Source organism: Desulfosarcina widdelii, assembly GCF_009688965.1.
Classification (GTDB): domain Bacteria; phylum Desulfobacterota; class Desulfobacteria; order Desulfobacterales; family Desulfosarcinaceae; genus Desulfosarcina; species Desulfosarcina widdelii.
Window position 1 is genome coordinate 630,905 of the sequence record NZ_AP021875.1, and the last position, 24,824, is coordinate 655,728.

23 protein-coding genes are annotated in these 24,824 nt (G+C 53.3%); 19 read left to right on the top strand and 4 right to left on the bottom strand.

Annotated elements, in window-relative coordinates; genetic code table 11:
* Window positions 1-35 precede the first annotated feature (35 nt).
* The 19 genes from GN111_RS02980 (at window position 36) to GN111_RS03070 (ending at window position 22,031) form a co-directional block, all read left to right on the top strand.
* The gene (locus tag GN111_RS02980) at window positions 36-320 is read left to right on the top strand and encodes a GreA/GreB family elongation factor (protein ID WP_155302323.1); all 285 of its coding nucleotides are present in this window, start codon (window positions 36-38) and stop codon (window positions 318-320) included.
* Between the two features lie 127 nt (window positions 321-447).
* A complete protein-coding gene (locus tag GN111_RS02985) occupies window positions 448-756 on the top strand; it encodes an isoamylase early set domain-containing protein (RefSeq protein ID WP_155302324.1) in 309 nt (102 codons plus the stop codon).
* Window positions 757-943: 187 nt separating this feature from the next.
* A complete protein-coding gene (locus GN111_RS02990; protein WP_155302325.1) occupies window positions 944-1,507 on the top strand; it encodes a DUF2179 domain-containing protein in 564 nt (187 codons plus the stop codon).
* Window positions 1,508-1,583: 76 nt separating this feature from the next.
* Window positions 1,584-2,333 carry an IclR family transcriptional regulator gene (locus GN111_RS02995; protein WP_269433811.1) on the top strand — a complete coding sequence of 250 codons (750 nt, stop codon included), beginning with the start codon at window positions 1,584-1,586 and terminating at the stop codon, window positions 2,331-2,333.
* 272 nt (window positions 2,334-2,605) lie between these two features.
* Window positions 2,606-4,579, top strand: a complete 1,974-nt coding sequence (locus tag GN111_RS03000; RefSeq protein WP_155302327.1) for a monovalent cation:proton antiporter family protein — start codon at window positions 2,606-2,608, stop codon at window positions 4,577-4,579.
* A 35-nt stretch (window positions 4,580-4,614) separates the two neighbouring features.
* Window positions 4,615-5,031: a nucleoside diphosphate kinase regulator gene (gene rnk, locus GN111_RS03005; RefSeq protein WP_155302328.1), complete on the top strand. Its 417-nt coding sequence runs from the start codon at window positions 4,615-4,617 to the stop codon at window positions 5,029-5,031.
* 115 nt (window positions 5,032-5,146) lie between these two features.
* The gene (locus GN111_RS03010) at window positions 5,147-5,518 is read left to right on the top strand and encodes a DUF488 domain-containing protein (protein WP_155302329.1); all 372 of its coding nucleotides are present in this window, start codon (window positions 5,147-5,149) and stop codon (window positions 5,516-5,518) included.
* A 23-nt stretch (window positions 5,519-5,541) separates the two neighbouring features.
* Window positions 5,542-5,778, top strand: a complete 237-nt coding sequence (locus tag GN111_RS03015; protein WP_155302330.1) for a hexameric tyrosine-coordinated heme protein — start codon at window positions 5,542-5,544, stop codon at window positions 5,776-5,778.
* Between the two features lie 270 nt (window positions 5,779-6,048).
* The gene (locus GN111_RS03020; RefSeq protein ID WP_155302331.1) at window positions 6,049-9,189 is read left to right on the top strand and encodes an NAD-glutamate dehydrogenase domain-containing protein; all 3,141 of its coding nucleotides are present in this window, start codon (window positions 6,049-6,051) and stop codon (window positions 9,187-9,189) included.
* 141 nt (window positions 9,190-9,330) lie between these two features.
* Window positions 9,331-9,945, top strand: a complete 615-nt coding sequence (locus GN111_RS03025; RefSeq protein ID WP_155302332.1) for a TetR/AcrR family transcriptional regulator — start codon at window positions 9,331-9,333, stop codon at window positions 9,943-9,945.
* Between the two features lie 21 nt (window positions 9,946-9,966).
* Entirely contained in the window at window positions 9,967-10,530 is a 564-nt protein-coding gene (locus GN111_RS03030) for a NapC/NirT family cytochrome c (protein WP_155302333.1), read from the top strand.
* A gap of 54 nt (window positions 10,531-10,584) precedes the next feature.
* Entirely contained in the window at window positions 10,585-11,982 is a 1,398-nt protein-coding gene (locus GN111_RS03035) for a multiheme c-type cytochrome (protein ID WP_155302334.1), read from the top strand.
* A gap of 78 nt (window positions 11,983-12,060) precedes the next feature.
* Window positions 12,061-12,921: a 4Fe-4S binding protein gene (locus GN111_RS03040; RefSeq protein WP_155302335.1), complete on the top strand. Its 861-nt coding sequence runs from the start codon at window positions 12,061-12,063 to the stop codon at window positions 12,919-12,921.
* A gap of 345 nt (window positions 12,922-13,266) precedes the next feature.
* On the top strand, window positions 13,267-16,965 hold the full coding sequence (locus GN111_RS03045; RefSeq protein WP_155302336.1) for a nitrate reductase subunit alpha: 3,699 nt from the start codon (window positions 13,267-13,269) through the stop codon (window positions 16,963-16,965).
* On the top strand, window positions 16,955-18,376 hold the full coding sequence (narH, locus tag GN111_RS03050) for a nitrate reductase subunit beta (protein WP_155302337.1): 1,422 nt from the start codon (window positions 16,955-16,957) through the stop codon (window positions 18,374-18,376). Before GN111_RS03045 ends, narH begins: the two co-directional genes overlap by 11 nt.
* Window positions 18,377-18,402: 26 nt before the next feature.
* Window positions 18,403-18,963: a nitrate reductase molybdenum cofactor assembly chaperone gene (gene narJ, locus GN111_RS03055; protein ID WP_155302338.1), complete on the top strand. Its 561-nt coding sequence runs from the start codon at window positions 18,403-18,405 to the stop codon at window positions 18,961-18,963.
* A 17-nt stretch (window positions 18,964-18,980) separates the two neighbouring features.
* On the top strand, window positions 18,981-19,655 hold the full coding sequence (narI, locus tag GN111_RS03060; protein ID WP_155302339.1) for a respiratory nitrate reductase subunit gamma: 675 nt from the start codon (window positions 18,981-18,983) through the stop codon (window positions 19,653-19,655).
* Window positions 19,656-19,700: 45 nt separating this feature from the next.
* Entirely contained in the window at window positions 19,701-21,014 is a 1,314-nt protein-coding gene (locus GN111_RS03065; RefSeq protein ID WP_155302340.1) for an MFS transporter, read from the top strand.
* 42 nt (window positions 21,015-21,056) lie between these two features.
* Window positions 21,057-22,031, top strand: coding sequence for a dihydroorotate dehydrogenase-like protein (locus tag GN111_RS03070; RefSeq protein WP_176603280.1), 975 nt, complete (start codon window positions 21,057-21,059; stop codon window positions 22,029-22,031).
* Here the strand turns inward: GN111_RS03070 and GN111_RS03075 are convergent.
* From GN111_RS03075 to norR, 4 genes are all read right to left on the bottom strand, one after another.
* Complete coding sequence (locus GN111_RS03075; RefSeq protein WP_155302342.1) at window positions 22,028-22,303, bottom strand: hypothetical protein; 276 nt, start codon at window positions 22,301-22,303, stop codon at window positions 22,028-22,030. The two genes, GN111_RS03070 and GN111_RS03075, sit on opposite strands and share 4 nt — an antisense overlap.
* Before the next feature lie 430 nt (window positions 22,304-22,733).
* A complete protein-coding gene (locus GN111_RS03080) occupies window positions 22,734-22,946 on the bottom strand; it encodes a hypothetical protein (RefSeq protein ID WP_155302343.1) in 213 nt (70 codons plus the stop codon).
* Window positions 22,947-23,016: 70 nt separating this feature from the next.
* Complete coding sequence (locus GN111_RS34665) at window positions 23,017-23,217, bottom strand: hypothetical protein (protein ID WP_155302344.1); 201 nt, start codon at window positions 23,215-23,217, stop codon at window positions 23,017-23,019.
* A 44-nt stretch (window positions 23,218-23,261) separates the two neighbouring features.
* Window positions 23,262-24,815, bottom strand: coding sequence for a nitric oxide reductase transcriptional regulator NorR (gene norR, locus GN111_RS03090; protein ID WP_155302345.1), 1,554 nt, complete (start codon window positions 24,813-24,815; stop codon window positions 23,262-23,264).
* Window positions 24,816-24,824 lie beyond the last annotated feature (9 nt).

Consider the following 24,824-nt stretch of genomic DNA (forward strand, 5'->3'; position numbering starts at 1 on the left):
AGTGCTTCAGAGCGCGAATAAGTAACGGAGGTACAATGCATCTGAAAGGAATTAAAAAAGATCCCTCGAGCACGCAACCATCCTATACGGTAAAAGCAAACTCAAAAATATGTATAAAAGATGTGGATAGCGGAGAAGTGTTCCGCTTTTGCCTCGTTCCGCCTGAAGACCACGATGCGAGAAATGGTAAAATCTCGATTTTGACGACCTTGGGTGCCGCCTTGATATGCAAAAGCGTTGGAAATATGATCACCTGGCAGGCGCCATCTGGTCTAAGAAGATTTGAAGTGCGATCTGTTTTTCGATCAGAACGAATTTGACGATTGTGCCGGTATGGCAGCTTCGGAAGGTTTGCCATTGAATTGGCGTCGGTAACGATCCATACCGATAAGAATTGTGCACTATGTTCATAGCATTGCAGAACCACTCAACAAACGGAGGTACAACATGGCTATTCGTAAGCAGGCTTTAAAGAGCAAACCCGTGTGCAAGGTTACGTTTAATATCCCGGAGAAGATGGCAGACGCGGCAACTCAGGCTCATGTGGTGGGCGAGTTCAACGACTGGTCGACCTCGGCGACACCAATGAAAAGATCTAAAAAAGGTGCTTTTAGTGCTACCGTTGAGCTGAAAAAAGGCCGGTCGTATCAGTTCCGCTATTTATTGGAGGAATCCCGCTGGGAAAACGACCCGGATGCCGACGGCTATCTGCCGACCCCTTTTGGGGACAGCCAAAATTCGGTGATCAATCTGTAGGGTCTCCTTACCCGTCATTATTTTACTGGGTCGCTGGTTTTTGCCTTCAATGCCGCCTGGTCGGATTTGGAAGGCATCGGCAAAGGATTGTCGGGGGCTCTGTTCTAATCGGCATGGGCGATAATGGATCGAATGAAAAATAGATTATAGCTGGATGTTCCCACATTGAAAGGCAAATCCAAAGGCTATGTTTGATCCGCATATTCTCCTGACGGGCGTTATCATTTTTCTGGCTAGAATCTGCGATGTGTCAATGGGTACTATCCGAACCATCGTTACCGTTCAAGGAAGGACCGGTATCGCGTTTGTTCTGGCCATTTTTGAGATTACCATCTGGGTGACCGTGGCCGGCACGGTGATCAATCAGATTGCCGACAAGCCACTACTGGTCATTTTTTATGCATTCGGATACGCAACTGGAAACGTGGTTGGAATCAGGGTGGAGCGCATGCTTGCTTTTGGAACGACGATTCTCCGAATTATTACCCCTAACGCAGGTCCTGCCATCGCATCGCACCTGAGAGAAAAAGGGCAGCCGGTTACAGTATTCCGAGGAGAGGGCAAACATGGACCGGTCAACGAACTTTATATTGCCTGCCGACGACGTGATCTCAAGTGGATTCTGCCAGACGTTCAGTGCATCGACCCGAAACTGTTTTACGTAATCGAGCAGGCACGGGATATGAGCAAAATATACCGGCCGGTCTTTTCGCCGCTTGGCGGTTGGCGAGCGATCAGTAACCGTAAATAGTTGTATCATATCGACATCAATAGTCAAAAAGGCTGAAGAGGGTATGCTAAATCGTCGCGAGGGAAAACCTTATTACATGATCTCCTCACTGGCACGCGGCCTACGAATGATCGAACTGCTTGCTGAAAATGGACAACTGACTGCCAGTGAGTCCGCTCGTATGATGGGGTCGAGTCGTAGCGTAGCGCATCGTTTTTTAGCGACGCTTCACAAACTTGGCTATGTTCGTCAAGACGAACGTGCACGGTATGCCCTGTCCATGAAACTGTTTGAACTAGGCAGTCGAGTTATCAATCATAGCGAGATTTTTACCACCGCGCGCCCGTTCATGCAGCGTTTGGTTCAAAGTCACGGCGAAACCGTCAGCCTCAGTATATTGGACGGACAAGATATGGTGATCATCGACACGCTTACAGGAAGGAAATTGTTCAATTATCATTCGACAGTTGGTAGCCGCACGTCAGCCAGTAGCCATGCCATGGGAAAAGTAATTCTGGCCTTCAGGAATCGGGAAGACCAAGAGGTTTATGCCGATGCCGTTCATCTTGATTCGTGTCTCCCCTGTACAACCAATGATTCTGGTGCCTTTTTGTCCGAACTCGACGGGATAAGGCGCGATGGATATGCAACGGACGACGAAAAATGGGCCGTGGGCATCAGGTGTGTCGCCGCACCGGTATTCAATCATACCAACGAACCCGCTTATTCAATCGGTGTTTTCGGACCGACAAATCGAATGACGTCTGTAGTTATTTCAAAATTGTCCTTTGATCTCATCCAGAGCTGCCGCGTGATCTCCAAAAAGCTTGGCAGCAGCCGAGACTGAGTCGCCCTTTTCATCAACGATCTGTCTTTTATTAATGAACCGCTGGAATCACTTCCAGTGTTAATTCCTAAGGCTTAAAGAAATCAGAGAAGAGTACTGGCGCTTAAGCAAGGTTCCCGATGGAGCCGGAGGAAGCATTTATCAGAGGCAGAGCAAAAGAACGTCTGATAATAGCATATCTTGATTGTTTGACAGCCTGTCGTACGGCCTGTTCGATATCCATGGTTGATCGATCAACAGGCGGACGCGGTTTGATACACGCTGGGGAAAAAATGGGTATCGCGACTGACATTATACTGCTGATCGTTGCAGCATTTTCTTGCGGCATAATCCTGCAACGACTCGGCCAGCCGTTAATTCTGGGCTATATTGCGGCCGGGGTTGTCTTGGGACCGCACACCGGGGGTATTACGGTCTCGAACATTCACGAAATTGAATTGCTTGCCGAGATAGGCGTGGCCTTGCTTCTGTTTGCATTGGGACTTGAGTTTAGCCTCAAGGATCTCAAGCCGGTTAAAAAAGTGGCGTTGATCGGTACGCCCCTCCAAATGATCCTTACCATCTGTCTTGGGTTATGTATAGGCAGCTTAATGGGGTGGGATTGGAAGTCATCACTGTGGCTCGGGGCATTTATCTCTCTTTCGAGCACCATGGTGATCCTCAAGACGCTCATGAACCAGGGCTGGATAGGCACTCTTTCCAGTAAGGTGATGATCGGAATGCTTATCGTGCAGGATCTGGCCGTGATCCCCATGATGATTATTCTTCCTCAGCTGAATAACCCGGCAGTGGGTATCCATGCCATCGGCTTCTCCGCGGTCAAAGCGGCTATTTTTATCGCCGGAATGATATTGCTCGGGACCCGGATTCTGCCTCGACTCATGACTCATATCGCCAATTTGGGTTCGAGGGAACTCTTTTTGCTCGCCATCACTGCCATCGGTTTGGGCATCGGTTACTTAACGCATCTGCTGGGGCTTTCTTTTGCCTTTGGGGCATTTGTCGCCGGTATGGTGTTGAGTGAGTCCGACTATGGTTATCAAGCCCTCAGCGATATAATTCCGCTTCGAGATCTTTTTGGGCTTTTGTTTTTCACCTCGGTTGGCATGTTGTTGGATCCCGCCTTTCTGGTGAATCATTTCAGCCAGGTTGTTATTTTGGTGCTGGCCGTGGGCATTGGCAAGGGCATCATATTTGCGCTCATCGTTCGGATTTTCAAGTATGGTAACGTGATTCCTCTGGCCGTAGGACTGGGCTTGTTTCAGATTGGCGAGTTTTCGTTCGTCTTGGCAAGGGTAGGGGTATCATCAAACTCGATCAACCATGATTTATACACGTTGATATTGACCGCCACGGTCTTGACGATGGTACTGACCCCATTGGTTTCGGGTCAAACGGCAAGGCTCTATGCGTTGAAGAAGCATTGGATGCGTCATGAACCGCTTGAGTCGGCGAGCATTCCCGATATCGGGCTTAAGAACCATGCAGTTATCGCCGGTGGCGGCCGTGTCGGTTTTCAGGTTGCACAGGTCTTGCAGCGTCTGGGATTGCCATTTGCAATCATCGAACTGGACCACCGGCGATTCGATCAAGCCAAGGTCGCCGGCTTGGCCGTTGTTTATGGCGATGCCAGCCAGGAAATTGTTCTTGATGCAGCGGGGATAAAAGATGCCGCCATTTTAATTCTGACCATACCTGGACTTGTGGCGGCCAAATCGACAGTGGTTCAGTCCAAACGGTTAAACGGGCACATCGGAATTGTCGCGCGTGCACCCGGGCCGGATTACTTAGATTTTTTCAAAGACCTGGGGGTTGTGGAAACCGTTCTTCCGGAATTCGAGGCGGGCCTTGAAATGACACGCCAGGCCCTTCTCCACCTCAGCGTTCCGCCGACCGAAGTTCAACGTCATACGGACACCATTCGTCAGGAACGATATGCTTCCATGTTGGACAACAATGATAATTATCGCTTATTGACCCAACTTCGAGGTGCCGAACAACAGTTCGATTTGCAATGGATCCGTCTGCCTCGGGAAAGTCGGATGGCCCATCGGACGATTGGAAAGAGCGAAATACGAAAAACAACGGGGGCATCTGTCGTCGGAGTTGTCCGGCAAGGTGAGTTACGACCCAATCCCGATGCCGACTTTGTTTTAGAACCCGGGGATTTAGTCGCAATTATCGGAAATGACAGGAGCAGAGACATATTTTTTCAAGTGGCATCGTCTCCGCTATGTAGTGGATAAATCAACCATTAACCGGTGTTTAAGGAAAAAAGATTATGCAAAACCGCACGATTTACATCACCAAGTTCGACCTTGAACGGCTTGAAGATCTTCTCGCTGCAGCTGGCGAATTCAGCTATCGGGATCGTTTGGATCTGGAGGAGCTCGAAGCGGAAATCCAGGAAGGCACCCTAGTTGATTCCAAAAATGTTCCTCCAAATGTCGTCACCATGAATTCCCGGGTGGCATTGATTGACATTGACGAAAACAAGCCGATGATTTTCACCCTGACCTTTCCCAGGGATGCTGACATTGACAAGGGCAGGTTGTCCGTCCTGTCTCCAGTCGGGACAGCCATCCTCGGGCACGCCGAGGGCGACGTTATTGAATGGCGTGTTCCAGCCGGACACCGTTGCTTTAAGATTGAAAGGATACTCTACCAGCCTGAAGCCGCGGGTGATTATCATCTTTAGCACAACCGAATCTTGGAATTGCAGTGTCCGGTGATCACAATAATGTAGAACCTGTTTTGTCGAACGAATATAGAAACACGCACCAACCAATGGAATAAAGACTATTAACAATCGCATGAATATTCAAACCAAACGAGTCTACGATCCAGCCGAGAAGATCGATGGAAACCGCGTCCTTGTGGACCGGGTGTGGCCCAGGGGGCTGTCTAAGGAAAAGGTCCAAGCCGATCTGTGGCTGAAAGATGCCGCGCCGAGCACCGCTCTTCGAAAATGGTTCGCCCATGACCGATCAAGATGGGAAGCATTTAAAGAGCGTTATTTTGCGGAGTTGAAGGACCAACCGGAGGTGTTGGCAACGCTTTCGGAACTTGCACGAAAGGGACCCATCACACTTCCTTTTTCTGCCAGGGATGCCCGTTGCAACCAGGCCGTTGCCTTGAAGGCTTTTCTTGAGTCAATTTTAGTCCATGATGGGTCATTGAAATAATTCACAAACACAAGGAGGTTCCTATGTCAAACACTTGGCTCAGTACTCTGAAGACAGATTCCCCCCAGGAAGGATTTGAACTTGCAATTAAACTGTCTCGAATGGGTGTCAAGTACACTCAACCTTCCGATGAAATCAGAAAGAGATTAAGAGAAGATTACGCCAACAATGCCGACAGTTTGATTGCAGCATCACAAGTCGTGGCAGTCAACTTTCAAACGATAGCCGCAGCGAATAAGTATTGGAATAGCGGTTCATAGCTCATCTGATTGTTGATTAAGGATATTTGGTAATGGGAGTCGATATCCTGCAAAACACTGCCGTCCAAGCGCTTGTATAAGCAGAAAGTATCGTCTCCTGACAGTCTACGAAGCAAAAAAAGTGATCGTCTACAATGTGGAGGAAAAAGCCCGGTTATTCGGGCGTCGATAATCCGCATTACGATAACGAGAAAACCATCAAGCTGCCCGGGGATGCTCGGCTGACGGCCAAAAGACTGATCGATCCATTCCAGGCAGAGGAAAGGTGATATGATAACCCAAACCAACGATATCCATGGCGCCCTTTCAGTGACTCGGGGATCCCAAATTGTCGAACTGGTGGAGCAGGTCAACTTGGACATTCGCGGTCTCTACCAGGCGGTGATCGATCTGGCCTCCGAAGGCCTGATTACCTCCAGCGCCATCAATATGGCCGCCGGCATCCTGCTGAAGGATCTGGGACTGCCTAACTATTTTTTCGAGAATCTACAGCAGACCTCCCTGAAAGGCATGCTGGCCTCGATCGCGACTTCCATGGCCGTTAACAAGGACCGCGTTTTTCTGACCGGCCGGGTCGCCACCATCGACTTTTCCCTGGAGCATGAAAATGCCCTGCAGAAAGTCAGGATCGCCACCCAGGAGACCCGGGACAGCATGGAAACCATGCTGAACGAGTCCATATCCGGACATCGCCGGGAATATTATTACAACCCCGAAAGCCAATACTATACGTACATCGCCCGCCCGGAAACCGTGAAAGACTTCGACCGGAAGGAGTTCAAAAAGTCCCGCTTTCTCTTTGACCTGGCCGGGGATTACCACGCCACGCCGGAACCGACACGCATGCGCTATAAAAGGTTTCTGGAGGAAATGGAACGGTCGGCCTTACCGTTCATAGAAGTGTTCAACCTACCCGAAACGGGCGAAACGCGGTTGATGTTCAATTCGGATTTTGAAGATCCTCAAATTGCCATTTTACGAAACATCTGCCAGGATCACGGCTTCGAACTGAACCGGGCCTATTGGGAGCCGTACCTGGGCAAGGCCCGCACCCCATCGTCGATCTGCTCGATCTACCTTCTTGGAGAACTGTCCCAGAAAAAAGAAGCCGCCCTGCTCACGGATCTTGGCGCATTTTTGTCGCTGAGCGTCAATGGTATCACCGAACTCTACGCCAAAAGGCATTTATCCTTCAACGAAATGCTGTTTGCCATCAATGCGGTTGATTTCACGCACATGTTCATTTTCCAGGAACGCGAAAACGGGACGGATCGAGAAATCCTCCAACGTCTCGACAGCCAGGATTACCGGGAAGCCTTTGCTTCAAGGATCCACAAATCCAACAAATCCACCTACAGCTTAAGAATCATCATCGAAACGGTAAGGGCCAATCCCGATCTGATCAAAAAGCTTTACGGAATTTTTGCAGGCCGGTTCGATCCCTCACACAGAAATCGAATGACCGAACAGCGGATCGAAAAAGAATTTCAGGCGTTCAGAAAAACCATTGCCAGCCGATTCATCGATTTCCGTTTAGGCTATGACATTTTTCTCTTCATGTTCAAGTTTGTCTCCGGTACGCTTAAAACCAACTTCTACAAGCCGCAAAAGCGCAGTTTCTCTTTCCGGCTGGACAACAGGGTCCTGGATCCATTGGTTTTCGATCAGTCCGTTTACGGTGTCTTTTTTGTCAACGGCCATTATGCCCGCGGCACCCACCTCAGAGCGGATGACATTTCCAGGGGAGGGGTGCGCATGATCCGGACCACCCCGGAAAACCACACCGCCGAACTGGACAATGCGGTGCTCCTTAACTTCGCTCTGGGCCCCAAGGCGCAACGCCTCAAACACAAGGATATCTGTGAAAGCGGCGCCAAAGGGGTGGTCATTCCCCACCCGTTGTACGCCACAGGCTATGGCCTGGATGCCCTTTTCGATTTCACCGAGGGGATCATGGACCTGATGCTTGAAACGGACGGGATCGTCGATTACTGCGAAAAACCGGAGATGCTGTTCTTCGGCCCTGATGAAGGCACCGCTTCATTCATGGATGCGGTTTCCTACCGCGCCCGCGAAAGAGGATATAAACACTGGCGAACGATTACAACCGGCAAGAGCTTCGGCATCCCCCACGACACTTACGGACGTCTTGAAGGCGGCACGCTTTTCGGTCTGTTTGACTGCGGAGACAAGGGCACCGGACTGAAAGTCGAGGGTCAATCCGATTTGACCAGCCTGGATATGGATGAAATCCGCGAACGGATCGGCGGCAAAATCGATACCAGCGGCATGACCACCACTTCCGTGGTCACTTCGTTTCGCACCCTGATCGAACATTATGGCCAGCGGGAAGAGGACTTGAATCTCATGATGACCGGCGGCCCGGATGGCGACTTGGGCGCCAACCAGATTCAGTGCTACAAGGGAAAAATCTGCCTGATCGTCGATGGCGGCTCGGTCCTTTTCGATCCGGATGGGTTGAACCGCGACGAGTTGTTAAAAATCGCGTTCAAGCGACACAGCCGCCCCAGATCCAATTCGTTGGCTTTCCCTCCTGAAAAACTGGGCCCAAGGGGTTTTATGGTTCCGATGGCCGCGAAGCGGTGTACCCTTCCGGATGGTGCTTGGGTCGAAGATGGTGCGCTGTTCCATCGGACTTTTCTCACGAATCCGGAAAACCGCAGGTATATCGAAGAGGCCGATATCCGTGCCTTCATTCCTTGCGGCGGTTTCAAGGACACGATCAATCACGGCAATGTCAAAGGCTTTCTGGAAAACTTCCGGGAACTGGCCTTTATCGTCGAAGGCGCCAATGTCTTTTTCGACGATGCGGCGCGGCGTCATATCGCGGCCCACTCCGCCGTCAAGCACATCAAGGACAGCACAGCCAACAAGGGCGGCGTCTTTTCAAGCTCGATCGCCGAAGTTCTCGCCGCGTTTTTACTCGGGGACCAGTATGAAGAAAAACTTCTCGATAACGATGAAATCCGTTGGCGTCTGATTAAAGACATCATGGACCTGGTAGCGAAATATTCCCGGTTGGAAACCAAGGTGCTGATCGAAATCTATGAGCAAAACCCCAAAACACCTCTGTTTACACTTTCCGAACGGACGAGCGAACAAATTTTTGCCCTTCAGGAGGAAATCCAGGCCGATTTGAACGCCGTCCTCGAAGACCGGGATTTGGTCTGGAATACGATGCTTCACTATATTCCATCCATTCTGGTTGAACAGTTGGGCCGGGAAACCATCGAAACGCTGCTGAATGATAATGAGCTTGAAGCGTACCGTAACGCGATAATAACAAAGAAACTGGCTTCGTTGGCCTTTTACAAGTTCGGTCTCGATTGGGAAGAGTACTGCAGCTCCTTTCGAAAGGATTCGATGGAGTCTCTCCGCCGGGTTGTCTGAGGGGATTGTTTTCCAATGGAAGGTCTGATTTCGAAAAAATTCACAAAAAGAATGGACACTCGCGCAAACTTGCGAATAAAATGATTTGACAACGCATGCCAAATCTTATTAAGTGAATCTATATTCACATCGATTGTCCTGATGGTAAAAAAAAGGTTTAAAACTGCGATCCGCCATGAACAAATCGCTGAAGCGGCGCTGGACATTGTTCGTTCGGACGGCGTCAAGGGGCTGAACGTCGCTGCGGTAGCAAAAAGGGTGGGATTTGTCCCTTCAGCGGTCTACAGGCATTTCAAAAACAAAAGTGAAATTGTCGACGCGGTATTGGATCTTATCCGGACCCGCCTCAATAAAAACTATCATGATGTGATTCAAAGTGATTTGGAACCGGTTGAAAAGCTGAACATCGTTTTAAACCGACATGTTGAGCTCATCGGCGGCAACAATGCGATTCCTCGAATAATTTTTTCGGAAGAGGTCATCGGAGGTATGCCGGAAAAGCAGCAGCAGCTTTACGGCATTATTCAAGATGTCATTCAAAATGTATCCTTGATTGTGGAGGAAGGACAGAAAAAAGGATCCATTCGAAAAGACATTCCTGCTGAAAATATTGCTGTTTCTTTTTTGGGAATGATTCAGCCTGCCGCGATCATCTGGAATCTGAGCGAAGGCGAATTCGATCTGGTTCAGCACAGCAAAAATGCCTGGATGCTGTTTCTGGATGCCATCCGGGAATCGGTCCGGAAAAATGAGTAACATGCAATAGATGGGGGCGCCATGAAAAAATATATGATCGCAGCGATCCTGATCGGTGTCGGTATCGTCATTGCCTTCCCTTTGTTCAGCATGACCTACTATACCATGGTGCGAACCTCGACGCCCGAATTCTGCGCCAGCTGTCATGAAATCAAACCGGCGGTGGTGGCCTGGCGTTCGTCCACCCACGTCAACAATCCCCAAGGATTCGTAGCCGACTGCATGGACTGCCACCTGCCTGCCCCTCATAAAACCTTCGATTTTTTCTTCGCCAAAACCCTGCACGGCGCCAAGGACGTGATCAAGCACTTCATCATCGACGAATACGATCGGCAAAAAAACCGCGAGGCTGCTTACGCCTCCTTCGACAATGCCCAGTGCCAGAAATGCCATCGCAACCTGCTGGGCATGCCCCATAAACGCGGTGCCATGCTGGCCCATCGCACCGTACTTTATCCCCGGCCGGGATATGAGAAAAAATGCGTCGACTGCCACTATGACCTGGTGCACAACGACCAAGTGACCGTCATGTACAAGCAATACAGGCAAGTGCCTTATCAGGCTAAGGGATTGAGAAAACTGTAGTCCTTTTATATCCATAACCGTTTACCTGTTTGTTTAACCGAAAGGAGGGTCACCATGAGGCGACGACAATCGGCTGTCCTGTCAGGCATCGCCATGGCGCTGCTGGTGCTGGTCGCGGTGCAATTGCCTGCCTGGGCGCAGCCCAATTATGCCAAGGTGAAGGAGTACCGCATCGAACGCAGCGTTCCGCCCGAGGCCGTGGCCTGCATCGAGTGCCACAAGCAGACCCAGCCCGGTTTATTCGGCGACTGGGCCAACAGCCGCCACGCCAATGCCAACATCACCTGTCTGGACTGCCACCTAGCCCAGCCCGGCGATCAGGACGTGGCCAAGGACCACGAAAAATATTACGGCCGCAGCGATCTGCCGTACGGCGAACAGAAGTACAAGGTTCCCATCGCAACGGTAGTCACCCCCAAAGACTGTTCCCGCTGCCACCCGGACGAGGTGACCCAGTACAGCAAGAGCAAGCATGCCAACACCATCGAGATCATGTGGAAGCTGGACCCCTGGCTGAACAAGGGTATGAACTCGGACAACGAACGCAAGACCGGCTGCTACCACTGCCACGGGACGGTGCTGGCCATCGACGAAAAGGGTAAACTGGACCCGACCACCTGGCCCAACGTGGGCGTGGGGCGGCTGAACATGGACGGCAGCAAGGGTTCGTGCACCTCCTGCCACAGCCGCCACCGCTTCGCGGTCTCCGAGGCCCGGCGGCCCGAGGCCTGCGATTCGTGCCACCTGGGGCCGGACCACCCCCAGATCGAGATTTACGAGGAGTCCAAGCACGGAACCATCTACAATGCCTTCGGCGACGAGTTCAATTTCAAGGCCGCCGCTGGGACCTGGTCGCCGGGCACGGACTATCGGGCACCCACCTGCGCGGCCTGTCACATGAGCGGGAGCGGCAAGGTCATGGGCACCCACGACGTCACCGAGCGGATTTCCTGGGAGACCCAGGCCCCGCTGACCGTGCGGCCGGCCGACTTCAAGCCCTTTCCCGCGGGCAACGACTGGCAGGTGGAACGGGAGAAAATGAAGAACGTCTGCCGCGCCTGTCACGGCGACAGCTGGATCGACGACTTCTACCAGGGCTTCGACAAGGCCGTGGAGGAGTACAACGAGGTTTACTTCAAGCCGGCCAAGGCCATGCTGGACGATCTGTACGGCAAGAACCTGCTGGACAAGACCAAGTTTTTCGACGAGCATCTGGAACTGCAGTTCTACGAGCTGTGGCACCACGAAGGCCGGCGGGCGCGCATGGGCGTTATGATGATGGCCCCGGACTACGCCTGGTGGCACGGCTTCTATGAATGCAAGTCCCGCTTCAACGAATTCATGGAAGAGGCCGACCATTTGATCGCCACGGGCAAGAAGGCCTACGTTTATCCGAAGTACCCCAATGCCACCGGCGACACGACCCGACCGCCGAAGATTTTCGGCAAATAGTCCAACAGTCAGACAAACCGAAAGACTCCGTTCCTGTTGCCGGGGACGGAGTCTTTTTTTGAAACGAGGGAGGCAGCGATGCAATGGACGGCCGAGGCCGAAGCGGCACTGAAGAAGGTTCCGTTTTTTGTCCGTAAAAAAGTGAAGTCCCGGGTGGAAAAGGAAACTGCCGCGGAAGGCAAGACGGTGGTTGACATCGAGGCCGTCAAGACCACTCAGAAACGATACTTGAGCGGTATGGCCGCCGAAGTCAAGGGCTATCAGCTCGATACTTGCTTTGGTTCCAACGGATGTCCGAACCGTAGTGTGATTTCAGAGGATCTACTCAAGCGCCTGGAGCAGGTTCTGCAGGAAGCGGATCTGCTCTCCTTTTTAAAAGAACAGGTGGGGGACAATCTCAAGTTCCACCACGAATTTCGGGTGACGGTAGCCGATTGTCCCAATGCCTGCTCCCAACCCCAGATCAAAGACGTTGGCATCATCGGTGCGGTGATGCCGGCCATTACCGATCAATCCTGCAGTGGGTGCGAAGCGTGTGTCGATGTTTGTCCGGACAAAGCCATCGTTCTCGACGAAACGGTGGCCATCGACAGCCAGCGCTGCATGGCCTGCGGCAAATGCATTCTTGCCTGTCCCACCGGTACGTTGGGTGAACAGGTCAAAGGCTATCGGGTATTGCTGGGCGGCAAGCTGGGACGGCATCCGCGTTTGGCCCGGGAACTGCCCGGTATTTTCAACGAGCGAGAGGTGCTTGACATCGTTGATGCCTGTCTGGTGCTCTACAAAAAGAAGAGTCGTGGCGGCAAACGCTTTGCGGCAGTTCTGACCGACACTGATTTCGATCAACTGTCCAAGCGATTTTGGAAACAAAACTGGCCTGGTTTTCAAGCAAGAAAAGTGAACAAGTTCTTTACGTCAGGCGCTGGAAAGATACCGTAATCTTCTCCTGCTTGAGATTGTTTTTTTAGAAGACGGATTTTTCGAGTTCCGTTTGACCCCAAATCGATTTCACTAAATAGACACTGATGTTACGTGGCAACGGCTGACCCAGAGGAGAAAATCAATGAAAATTGACTTAAGTCATACATTCCGTTTTTCTAAACCAATACACTCCAATCTATAGCATTCACAAATGATCCGTTCTGCTGTTCGCTAAATATAGAGACCAAAGCCTTTTCAATTGTAACCAGCTAAACTTACATTTTTTTCAAATTTGTACAATTGGATCCGTTCTTGCTCGAGTGTCGATCAGACTATCTTAACCCCCACTAAATGGAGGTGCAAATGTCGGAGCGCCGCTTCCTTTCCACCCTTCGTTTTTTCCGTCCCAAAGGTGAAATCACCGGTTGCAGGGAAAAAAAGACCAGGGACTCCTGGGCCGAAACGCGATGCGGTCAGCGCGAATGGGAGGATCTGTACCGCCGCCGCTGGCAGTACGACAAAAAGGTTCGCTCCACCCACGGGGTCAACTGCACCGGATCCTGTTCCTGGGATGTCTACGTCAAGGACGGCATCCTGGTGTGGGAAACCCAGGCCACGGATTACCCTGCTTGCGGGGATGGGTATCCCAACCACGAACCCCGGGGCTGCCCCCGGGGCGCCACCTATTCGTGGTACACCTACAGCCCGGTGCGTTTGAAATATCCGCTGGTCCGATCGAGCCTGATGGGCATGTGGCGCGAGGCCATGGAGCAGTTCGGCGACCCGGTCGCTGCCTGGGAAAGCATCGTCAACGATGATGACAAGCGCCGACGATATCAGCAGGAACGCGGCAAGGGTGGTTTTATCAGGGTCTCCTGGGACCAGGTCGCAACGATGATCTCTGCGGGGCTGATCCATACCATAAAAAAATACGGCCCGGACCGCATTTTCGGGTTTTCCCCCATTCCGGCCATGTCCATGGTGTGCTATGCCTCGGGTTCCCGTTTCCTGTCGCTGATCGGTGCCTCCATGATCAGCTTCTACGATTGGTACTGCGACCTGCCGCCCGCCTCTCCACAGATCTGGGGCGAACAGACCGATGTCCCCGAGAGTGCCGACTGGTTCGAATCCTCCTATTTCATCGTCTGGGGCACCAATTTGCCCATGACGCGCACCCCTGACGCCCACTTCTATAGCGAAGCCCGCTACCGCGGTGCCCGGGTGGCGGCGGTGGCTCCCGATTATGCCGAGTACGTCAAGTTCGCCGATACCTGGCTGCCGGCCAAGGCCGGAACCGATGCAGCTTTGGCAATGGCCATGAGCCACGTCATCGTCAAGGAGTTCTACATCGACCGTCAGGTTCCCTATTTCATGGAATACGCCAAACATTATACCGATCTGCCGTTTGTGGTGGTTCTCAAGGATATGGGTGAGAACAGCGCTCCCGGCCGTTTTCTGCGTGCGGCCGACCTCGATCCGGAAGCCAACAATGCTCGATGGAAGACTGTGGTGGTCGATGGGAATGACGGCAGCTTGCGGGTGCCCAACGGCAGCATCGGATTTCGCTGGAACGAGGACGGCCGCTGGAACCTGAACATGAAAGACGACAGCCGGCCGATCGATCCGCTGCTAACCTTCGCCGAACAATCCGAGGGATGGCAGGAGGTTTCCTTTCCGGTATTCGACGCAACCGGCACCGGGGTTCGAAAGGGCATTGTTCCATTTAAAATGGTTGCCGCCAAAACGGGTCATCTGAAAGTGGCGACGGTTTTCGACCTGATGTGCGCCCAGCTGGGCGTGCCGTCCAAACACGCTCCCTCGACACCTGCGGACTATCCAACCGACTATACCGATGCCAAACCATACACGCCAGCCTGGCAGGAAACCATCACCGGCGTACCGGCGGACGATGCCATCCGGGTCGCCCGCGAATTTGCCGACAATGCCGAAAAGACCCGTGGCAAATCGATGATCTTTCTGGGCGCCGGCACCAACCACTGGTACCACAGCGACATGATCTACCGCACCATCATCAACCTGGTCACGCTGTGCGGCTGTCAGGGCGTCAACGGCGGCGGCTGGGCCCACTATGTGGGTCAGGAGAAGGTGAGGCCCCAGGCGGCCTGGTCGCAGGTGGCCTTTGGTTTGGACTGGCGGCGGCCGCCGCGACTGCAAAACGGCACGTCGTTTTACTATTTTGCCAGCGACCAGTGGCGCTACGACGGTCAACGGCCCGAAAGCGTCCTGTCACCCCTCTCCGAACGGGCAGCACTGCCCCACATGGCCGACTACAATGCCATCGCCGCCCGACTGGGCTGGCTGCCCTCCTATCCGCAGTTTGATCGCAATCCCATCGACCTCATTCACGAAGCCGTGGCCGAGGGCGCCGCCACGGATGAACAGATCATTGCCTATGCGGTCGATAAGCTCAAAACGGGTGATTTGCGGTTCGCCGTCGAGGATCCGGACAACCCGGCCAATTTCCCGCGGGTGCTGTTTCTATGGCGGGCCAATCTGCTGGGGGCCAGCGGCAAGGGCCACGAATATTTTCTCAAGCATCTGCTGGGCACGGAAAGCGCCGTACTCAACACGGACAGCGACTTGCGCCCTCAAGAGATCCAATGGCGCGATCCGGCACCGGAGGGCAAGCTCGACCTGTTGGTCACGCTGGAACTGCGCATGTCCACCAGCGCCATGTACGCCGACATCGCCCTGCCGGCCGCCGGCTGGTACGAGATGCACGATCTGAACACCACCGACATGCACCCGTTCATCCATCCGTTCAACCCGGCCATCGATCCGCCCTGGGAGACCCGCACCAACTGGGAACAGTTCAAGACCATCGCCGAGAAATTCTCCCAGATGGCAGCCGATCATTTAGGCGAGGTCAAGGACCTAGTAGCCACGCCCCTGATGCACGACAGTCCCGGAGAAATCGCCCAGCCCGACGTTCGGGACTGGCGCAAGGGTGAATGCGAACCGCAGCCGGGCAAGACCATGCCCAGCCTGACCGTGGTGACCCGCGACTACCCCAATATCTACCGCATGATGACCGCCCTGGGTCCTTTGGCCGCGTCCGCGGGCGTTGGTTCCAAGGGTATCCTGTGGAAGGCTGAGGAAGAAATCGAGGCGTTGAAAGCTTCATTGGGTTGCGTGACCGACGAGGGCGTCAGCCGGGGACAGCCCACCATGCAGACCGCCAAGCAAGCCTCCGAAACCATCCTGATGCTGGCCCCGGAAACCAACGGCGAGACTGCGGTCAAGGCCTGGACCGGGCTGGAAAAACGCACCGGCCTCTCCCTGAAACACCTGAGCCTGCGCCGCCAGGGCGAGCGATTCCGATTCGACGACCTGACCGCCCAGCCGCGCAAGATTATCACCTCGCCGATCTGGAGCGGCATCGAATCCGAGGAGCGGCGCTATTCCCCCTTCGTGATCAACATCGAGGAGAAGGTGCCTTTCCGCACCCTCACAGGCCGGGCCCAGTTCTATCAGGATCATCCGTGGATGCTTGATTTTGGGGAACATCTCCCGGTCTACCGACCGCCCATGGACATGACGAGCATGGAACCGAGCAGCGTTGCCCGCGAACCTGAACGGGAACTCGTTCTCAACTACCTGACGCCCCACTCCAAATGGTCGATCCACAGCACCTATTCAGACACGCTGACGATGCTGACGCTGTTCCGCGGGGGTGAGGCCATCTGGATCAACGACGAGGACGCCCGCAAGATAGCGATCAAGGACAACGAATGGCTCGAGTGTTTCAACGCCAATGGGGTCGTGATGGCCAAGGCCGTGGTGAGCCCGCGAATACCGACGGGCAAAGCGTTCATGTACCACGCCCAGGAGCGGCTGATCAATACGCCGGGGTCGAAGCTGTCCGGCAAACGCGGCGGCACGCACAACAGCGTGACCCGCATCGTGGTCAAACCCACCCACATGATCGGCGGATACGCCCAGTTGAGCTATGGCTTCAACTATTATGGGCCCATCGGGTCCCAGCGTGACGAGACCATTATCGTGCGCAAAGCCGGGGAGGTGAACTGGTATGAAGATTAAAGCGCAATATGCCATGGTGTTGAACCTGGATAAATGCATCGGCTGCCATACCTGCAGCATTCCCTGCAAGAATGTGTGGACCAATCGCGACGGCGCCGAATACATGTGGTTCAACAACGTGGAATGCAAACCCGGCATCGGCTATCCGCAAAAGTGGGAGAACCAGGATATCCACAAGGGCGGCTGGCAGCTGAAAAGAGGACGACTACAGCTCAAAGCCGGCGGACGCCTGCACAAGGGGATCAATATCTTTCACAACCCCGACCTTCCCACCATCGATGATTATTACGAACCGTGGGATTATGATTATGCAAGACTTATCGACAGCCCCAAGCGCAGGCACCAGCCGTCCGTGCGTCCTCGCAGCCGCCTGACCGGCGAGCCGATCAACCTCAAGTGGGGACCCAACTGGGAGGACGATCTGGCCGGTCTGGCCGAAACCGGCGCCGGGGATACCAATTTCAAGAATCTGGAGATCGAGACGTATCTGCAGTTTCGCAACGTGTTCATGTTCTGGTTGCCGCGTCTATGCGAACACTGTCTCAACCCGGCCTGCGTGGCCTCCTGTCCGTCCGGGGCGCTTTATAAGCGTGAGGAAGACGGCATCGTCCTCGTGGACCAGGAGCGCTGCCGGGGCTGGCGCTACTGCGTATCCGGCTGCCCGTACAAAAAGGTTTACTTCAACTGGAAGACCGGACGGGCGGAAAAGTGCGTCTTCTGCTATCCGCGCATTGAAGCCGGTCTGACTACCCTGTGCGCCCACAGCTGCGTGGGGCGTATCCGTTACGTGGGCGTCCTGCTTTATGATGCTGATCGAATTAGTCCGGCAGTAAAGGCACCATCCGACCAGGCGGTCTACCCAGCCCACCTGGACATCCTGCTCGATCCCAACGATCCCGAGATCGAACGTGCCGCAACAGCCCAGGGGATCGCATCGAATGTGCTGGCTGCAGCCAAGCGATCACCGACCTATGCATTGATTAAAGAATGGCGCCTGGCCCTGCCGCTGCATCCCGAATTTCGGACCCTGCCCATGGTGTGGTATGTGCCGCCGTTGAGTCCGGTCAGCAGCCAGGTAGCGCCTGTTCAGGAATCGGAGACCATCGATCGCCTGCGCATTCCCATGGCCTATCTGGCCAACTTGCTCACCGCCGGTGATGAGGTGCCAGTTAGGACGGCGCTTAAACGCCTCTCGGCCGTCCGTCAATATATGCGGACCCAACGGGTGGAAAAGCGGTCCGATAAATCGCTGCTCGACTCGGTGGGGCTGGACGAAGACACGATCCAAACGATGTATCGTCTGCTGGCGTTGGGGCGACTGGAGGACCGTTTCGTTCTGCCGACCCGGCCCGTGCAGGATGATGTTAATTACGCCCGGCAGGGATGCTGCGGATTTGGCGACACCGTTTGACCGGGCAGGCAAAGGAAGACTGTAAAATGAACGATCATTGGACCGATTGGCTGCACCTGCTTTCCGTGTTGCTGAACTATCCCGACGAGAAGCTGTTTGACGGCCTGGATGAGATTGTTTCCGTCACCGGCCATTCTCTCCCGGCGGACGTCAACTCAGCCATCCAGGCGTTTGTAAACGATCTTAACACCTACAGCCTGATCCAGGTGCAGGAAAGATACACGGCAGCCTTCGATATCGATCCGACGATGACCCTGAACATGACCTATCATACGCATGGTGACAATGAAAAGCGAGCCGTTGCCCTGGCTCGCCTGCAGCACCATTACGAGCAGGCCGGCTGGGAACGCATCACCGGCGAGTTGCCCGATTATCTGCCCATGATGCTGGAGTTTCTCTCGATCTGTCCCGATCCGGTTCACACCGAACTGGCCTGGCAATGTCTGCGGGGCATTCGGCCGCTGTTGACCCGTCTGGGAAAAAAAGCTCCGGTCTATGCGGCCTTGTTGCAACCGATTGTCCGTATTGCCGAAGAACGCGGCGTGCCGGTCGCCAATGGTGAGAATCCCCCCGGAGTGAATGCGTAAACCGCAGGAGGAGAACCATGGACTTTTACTATACGCTGATTTTCACGGTTTTTCCCTATCTGTGCCTCACCACCTTCGTGGTCGGACATGGTTATCGCTACGTCACCGACCGTTATGGGTGGAACGCTCGCTCCAGCGAGTTCCTGGAAAAAAAGGCCCTCTTCCCCGGAACGGTTTTATTTCACTGGGGCATCGTGTTCACCTTCCTGGGTCATGCCGGCGGCCTGCTGATTCCCCAGCGGGTCTTTGATCTTTTCGGCATCGACAGCCAGGCACATCTGACGATCGCCTACTGGAGCGGTTTGGCGGTCGGACTGGCGGCATTTTTCGGTGTGCTGCTGCTGTTTCGGCGGCGCCTGACGCATCCGCGTATCCAATCGGTCAATCGCACCAACGACACCATCACTATTGGTGCATTGTTCGTTGTGATCAGCACCGGGTTGTTCAATGTCATATTCGGACATTACAACGTGCTGTATAGCGTCGCTCCGTGGATCCGGGGCATCGTGACATTCACGCCAGATGCCATGTTGATGAAAGGTGTTCCGCTCAGCTTTAAAATTCATGTAATTGCGGCTTGGGCGCTGCTCGCCTACTCGCCCTTCAGCCGGTTGATTCATATCTGGAGCTTGCCGCTGACCTATTTTTTCAGGAGTCACATCCTGTTCCGTCGTCGGGTGCCAAGCCAATAAAAAACCGGTGGTTTCATCCTGACTGAAACGTGGGGAGGTGCACTGATGAATGACAACGTCTGCTATGCCAAATCCAGCCCGCGTGAAGCCTTGACTTGGTCAACAGTAGCCTTTTTCGGGGGTTTTGCAGGTGTATCCGCGTTTGGTCCGATCATTCCCACCCTCAAGCAAACCATGGCCATGAGTCCCTTGTTGATGGGGCTGTTGGCGGCCAGCCCGGCACTCACCGGATCCTTGTTGAGGATACCTTTTGGCGCCATGGTGGATCGTAGCGGTGGTAAAAAGCCGATTCTTATCCTCTTGTCCCTGGCCGTTCTCGGCGTTGCCGGAATCACCTTGATGTTCGGCCTGTTTCCATCGCCAGCACCTGTTCATTTTCCGTTTTTCCTGCTGTTCGGGATCCTATCTGGCTGTGGAATCGCTGTTTTCTCGGTGGGTATTCCGGCCGTATCGTACTGGTATCCGCAGAAAGCTCAGGGGTCGGCGCTGGCCATCTATGCAGGACTTGGGAATCTTGCTCCGGGACTGTTTGCCATGTTGTTGCCATCGATGGTGGTTTGGCTGGGATTTACCGTCTCCTACGTGGCTTGGTTGGGATTCCTGATAATCCTCACTGGGCTGATCTTCAAGTACATGCAGGATGCACCCTACTTTCAATACCGGGAAATGGGCATCGACATCGATCCAGAGGCCTTACTTCTTGCTTGTGGAGAAGAACTGCTTCCTTCGGGCAAGGCCATGGAGTCGATTCGTAAGGCGGGCTCCGACTGGCGTACGTGGATATTGACCTACTTCTACTTCATTACCTTCGGAGGCTTCATCGCCTTGACCGTATGGTTTCCAACCTACTGGTCGGAGTCGTTCAGCATAGGGCTGGTTCAGGCAGGGATGCTAACCGCCATATATTCCCTGTCGGCCAGCCTGCTTCGCGTCTTGGGCGGCTATGCCGCGGACCGTATCGGAGGTGAGAAAGTCACGCTGCTATCCTTCGTGGTGATGATAGTTGGCGCCCTGTTAATAGTTCTGTCTAATCAGTCGCTTAGCGTAGCGGTGGCGGGGATGTTGCTTATGGCTTTAGGCATGGGGTTTGCCAATGCCGCTGTTTTCAAGCTGGTGCCGAAATATATGCCGGCCGCGGTCGGCGGTGCTGCGGGAATTGTCGGCGGATTGGGTGCATTCGGCGGATTTGTCATACCCCCAGTGATGGGGATATTCGTAAAATACAGCGGCCCTGCTGGATATGCCCAGGGATTCAGCGTATTTTTAGGCTTGGCCCTTTTGGCTGTCGGGTTCGTTACTATTTTGAATCTTCAGACACCGATCAGTGAAAAGACCGCCAACCCAGCTTCCAACCAATAAGCTTGTATTTTAGCTTGAGTGTAAAATCGAAAGGAGTTTATCATGGATATTGCGACACGGTATTTAGGTCTTCATCTAAAAAGCCCCATTGTTGCCAGCAGTAGCGGATTGACCGATTCGGTTAAGAAGGTGAAAACGCTTGAGGAGTGCGGTGTTGGCGCCGTTGTTCTGAAATCGATATTTGAAGAAGAGATCCTTTTTGAACATGAAGATATTATGAAGGAGGCCGAAGCGGCAGGTGTGAACCTGGATCAGTTCGATTATTTGGACTTTCAATTAAGAGGCGAGAAGCTGAATAAATACATTGAGTTGATCAAAGAGTCCAAAGCAGCGACGTCGCTTCCGATCATTGCTAGCATCAATTGCGCCTATTCACACGAGTGGATCTCTTTTGCCGAGCAGATCCAGGGGGCTGGCGCGGATGCGATCGAGCTCAACATGTTTTTTCTGCCGTCGGATTTTTCCCGGTCCGGTCAGGAACAGGAAACCATGTACTTCAAGATTATCGAAAAATTGCTCAGCACCGTCTCCATACCGATTGCGCTGAAGATCAGCTACTACTTTTCCAACCTGGGCCAGATGATCCAACGGCTGTCGAAGACCGGGGTGTCCGGCCTGGTTCTCTTCAACCGGTTTTTCAGTCCGGATATCGATATCGACAAGCTGACCATCAAATCCTCCTTTGTCCTCAGCTCGCCGGAGGAGTTGGCCATATCCCTGCGTTGGATTGCCATTATGGCCAACAAGGTCGACTGTGATCTTGCCGCTTCGACGGGGGCCCATGATGGTGCCGCCGTGATTAAACAATTGCTTGCCGGGGCTAAAGCCGTTCAAGTGGCGTCCACCCTCTACAAGCATGGGACGGAATATATCCGTGATATGCACGATACGCTGAACGCGTGGATGGAAAAGCATGGTTACAACAGCCTTGCAGACTTCCGGGGAAAAATGAGCCAGGAAAAAGCGAGCAATCCGGCAGCCTATGAACGGGTTCAATTCATGAAATATTTCAATTAAAGGAGGCCGGCCATGAACACGCCACCCAATAATGCAAAGCCCAAAAACCGCAATTTCCGATCATCCATATCCGTATCCAGCAAAGAAGTCTGCCAGGATGAAGCCTGCATCGGCAAAGATGTGAATCCGGCAACCGCAACACCTGCAGAAGCTGCCCACACGGATAAAGGCAACCCAAAACGATCTGGGACCAGCATGTCTGTCAGCGGGAAAGAAGCCTGCTCCGAGGAAGCATGCATCGGACAAAAATGAACCCGGATAAAACAAGCCATTCAGTCACGCTTTGGATTGGAGTTCGCAACCGGAGGGGGGCGACGAAACCGAAATGAGCGTATGGTTTTGCAAGAATCTCGGTGATGCGATGTTGGCCTTTCAGGGCTTGAGCCGAGTCAAGGATGCCTTTCAGTCGGCATATGCTAACGCCGATTGTCCCGATAACGCGGCGGTTTTCCTTCGTCATGAATCGGGGCGACTTCATTGTGAAGCCAAGGTTTACTTTTCTCCTGCATCGGCTCATATCGCACAATCACTTGGGACTGAGTCATGCCAGAAACCTGTGAAAGATGGCTTGAGCCTGTTGGTGGGGTCTCCTGGCGCCTGGTCGGTGCTATTTCCGGAGGGTGACTGAACACCGATTGATGATAAGATTACATGTGTTGAGCCTATACCACCAAACCCATCGACACAAAAACGATGATACCCTCAAACCAATACGACAGGTCTAATTGGTTGAGTACCACCCAATTTTTGCTCTGCGATGAGTGAGGCCACACCGACGGGAAGAACAGAAAAGATCAGGACCACGGCCAACGGGTTCAAGGCGACGATGGCCAGATTTGCGAAACAGCGGCGGCGCTTGGATGTCAGAAGGTTCTTAGAATGTGAAAACTTTATCGGCATCCATGGCAATTTCATATAAATCGTCCATCCAACCGATCGGGCATGTTCCGGATCCCACCAGACCGTGGGATTTCATGCAGACGCCTCAGACATAGAAATCGCCTTCGAACTGATTGATCTGGCCCATGACATCGAAAGGCTCACTGCCGGCCCGTTCGAAAAGAACCCCTTTGCCGAGCATGAACACCCTGACTTCATCGCCTTTTTTAACGGCCACATTGGCAAGCCGCATGGCATTATAGATCGTTTCCCCATCATCGGATGAAATTATAAACAATACGTTCATAGTTCTCTCCGGAAATCTACATGGATAGGGTTCAAATTTTTTCTCTAATTTTTTAATCCAAGCCTTTTGGCAAGATTGTGAAGATTACTGCGATGCATGTTCAAATCTCTTGCCGCTGCGGCCCAGTTGCCATTGTTCTTGTCGATGGCTTTTTGAATCATCCTTATTTTAAGCGCCCTAACCGCATCGTTGAATGAAAAATCCTTCGTAAAAACAGTTTTTTCTTCAGGTGGTTGCGGCCTTTCCGAAAGATGCGCCGAGACAAAATCGCCGCCCAAATGGGATGGATAGATGACCACCGGATCCCCTCTGGTAACGTCGAAGGAAGCTTTCAACACGGCCCGGGAAATAACATTTTCCAGTTCTCTTACGTTTCCCGGCCAATCATATTGCGTCATCGTTTCATATGAATCGGGGTTTATCCTGACAGGCCCCAATCCCAAACGACGCTGGATGCGTTCGCAGAAATGCCCGGCCAGCAGGGGGATATCCTCTTTACGCATCCTTAGTGCTGGGACGTTTAGGGGGTAAACGTTCAATCGGTGAAAAAGATCCGCCCTGAAGCGTTTGCTTTCGACCTCCTGTTCAAGATTTCGATTCGTGGCGGCAAGCAGTCGCACATCGACCCTCGATGTCATATCCGATCCAACGCGCTGAATTTCACCTTCCTGGATGGCCCGCAACAGTTTGGGTTGAACCGATAGCGGCAACTCTCCAATCTCATCGAGAAAAAGCGTGCCCTCGTTGGCCAGTTCGAATTTTCCTGCACGATCTCTACTCGCACCGGTAAAAGAACCTCTGGTATGGCCGAACATTTCGCTCTCGGCAAGCGTCTCCGGCAAGGCGGCACAATTCAAATATAGCAGGGGAGCCTCTTTCCGATTCGAAGCCGCATGAATGGCCCTGACGACCAATTCTTTGCCGACACCCGTTTCCCCCAAGACCAAAACGGTAAAATCGGAACGGGCCACCAGATCGATCTCCCGACGCAAATGTTCCATTACGGAGCTGCCGCCGAGAATTTGCGTCCCCTGGCGCAAATGAATGTCCTGCATCAAATCACTGGCAATCTGACCCTGTCGTTCGGCACTTTTCTCCAAAGCATCGATCAGGTTGGCCGTTTGCATTTGTGCCCCGGCCAACGCGCCCATGGCTTTCAAAAAGCGGGGATCCATGTCGTCGAATGCCTTGGGATCGAATGCATCAGCGGTGAGCACACCAATGAGTGCATTGTTCACACGTAGCGGGCAGCCCAGGCACGCGTGGATATGGCTCAATGCACCGGCATCCGCAGACAGCAGACCATCGAATGGGTCAGGGAGCGTGTTGTCTGCCGGAAACCGCACCGGTTCATCAGAATTGCAGATGATGTCTAATCTTGGGTGCGTGCTCCTCGCAAATTGCCTGCCCATGGCGTCCGGAATAAGTCCACGGGCGGCGACCGGAACCAACAAGTCCCCATCCACCCGCATCAGTGCCGCAGCGTCATAGGGAAGGAACTTTGCCATAGCACTGAGCAGCCTTTCGTAGCGGTCCTTTGCGCTCATCGCTGCTGTGAGATCGACAGCAATGGAAACCAATGGCTCGATCATATCCATGTTATACTT

Bases quoted from the DNA above. Each gene is read 5' to 3' on its own strand.
- GN111_RS02980 (WP_155302323.1), top strand. From the start codon at position 36: ATGCATCTGAAAGGAATTAAAAAAGATCCCTCGAGCACGCAACCATCC.
- GN111_RS02985 (WP_155302324.1), top strand. From the start codon at position 448: ATGGCTATTCGTAAGCAGGCTTTAAAGAGCAAACCCGTGTGCAAGGTT.
- GN111_RS02990 (WP_155302325.1), top strand. From the start codon at position 944: ATGTTTGATCCGCATATTCTCCTGACGGGCGTTATCATTTTTCTGGCT.
- GN111_RS02995 (WP_269433811.1), top strand. From the start codon at position 1,584: ATGATCTCCTCACTGGCACGCGGCCTACGAATGATCGAACTGCTTGCT.
- GN111_RS03000 (WP_155302327.1), top strand. From the start codon at position 2,606: ATGGGTATCGCGACTGACATTATACTGCTGATCGTTGCAGCATTTTCT.
- rnk (WP_155302328.1), top strand. From the start codon at position 4,615: ATGCAAAACCGCACGATTTACATCACCAAGTTCGACCTTGAACGGCTT.
- GN111_RS03010 (WP_155302329.1), top strand. From the start codon at position 5,147: ATGAATATTCAAACCAAACGAGTCTACGATCCAGCCGAGAAGATCGAT.
- GN111_RS03015 (WP_155302330.1), top strand. From the start codon at position 5,542: ATGTCAAACACTTGGCTCAGTACTCTGAAGACAGATTCCCCCCAGGAA.
- GN111_RS03020 (WP_155302331.1), top strand. From the start codon at position 6,049: ATGATAACCCAAACCAACGATATCCATGGCGCCCTTTCAGTGACTCGG.
- GN111_RS03025 (WP_155302332.1), top strand. From the start codon at position 9,331: ATGGTAAAAAAAAGGTTTAAAACTGCGATCCGCCATGAACAAATCGCT.
- GN111_RS03030 (WP_155302333.1), top strand. From the start codon at position 9,967: ATGAAAAAATATATGATCGCAGCGATCCTGATCGGTGTCGGTATCGTC.
- GN111_RS03035 (WP_155302334.1), top strand. From the start codon at position 10,585: ATGAGGCGACGACAATCGGCTGTCCTGTCAGGCATCGCCATGGCGCTG.
- GN111_RS03040 (WP_155302335.1), top strand. From the start codon at position 12,061: ATGCAATGGACGGCCGAGGCCGAAGCGGCACTGAAGAAGGTTCCGTTT.
- GN111_RS03045 (WP_155302336.1), top strand. From the start codon at position 13,267: ATGTCGGAGCGCCGCTTCCTTTCCACCCTTCGTTTTTTCCGTCCCAAA.
- narH (WP_155302337.1), top strand. From the start codon at position 16,955: ATGAAGATTAAAGCGCAATATGCCATGGTGTTGAACCTGGATAAATGC.
- narJ (WP_155302338.1), top strand. From the start codon at position 18,403: ATGAACGATCATTGGACCGATTGGCTGCACCTGCTTTCCGTGTTGCTG.
- narI (WP_155302339.1), top strand. From the start codon at position 18,981: ATGGACTTTTACTATACGCTGATTTTCACGGTTTTTCCCTATCTGTGC.
- GN111_RS03065 (WP_155302340.1), top strand. From the start codon at position 19,701: ATGAATGACAACGTCTGCTATGCCAAATCCAGCCCGCGTGAAGCCTTG.
- GN111_RS03070 (WP_176603280.1), top strand. From the start codon at position 21,057: ATGGATATTGCGACACGGTATTTAGGTCTTCATCTAAAAAGCCCCATT.
- GN111_RS03075 (WP_155302342.1), bottom strand. From the start codon at position 22,303: ATGGCTTGTTTTATCCGGGTTCATTTTTGTCCGATGCATGCTTCCTCG.
- GN111_RS03080 (WP_155302343.1), bottom strand. From the start codon at position 22,946: ATGAAATTGCCATGGATGCCGATAAAGTTTTCACATTCTAAGAACCTT.
- GN111_RS34665 (WP_155302344.1), bottom strand. From the start codon at position 23,217: ATGAACGTATTGTTTATAATTTCATCCGATGATGGGGAAACGATCTAT.
- norR (WP_155302345.1), bottom strand. From the start codon at position 24,815: ATGGATATGATCGAGCCATTGGTTTCCATTGCTGTCGATCTCACAGCA.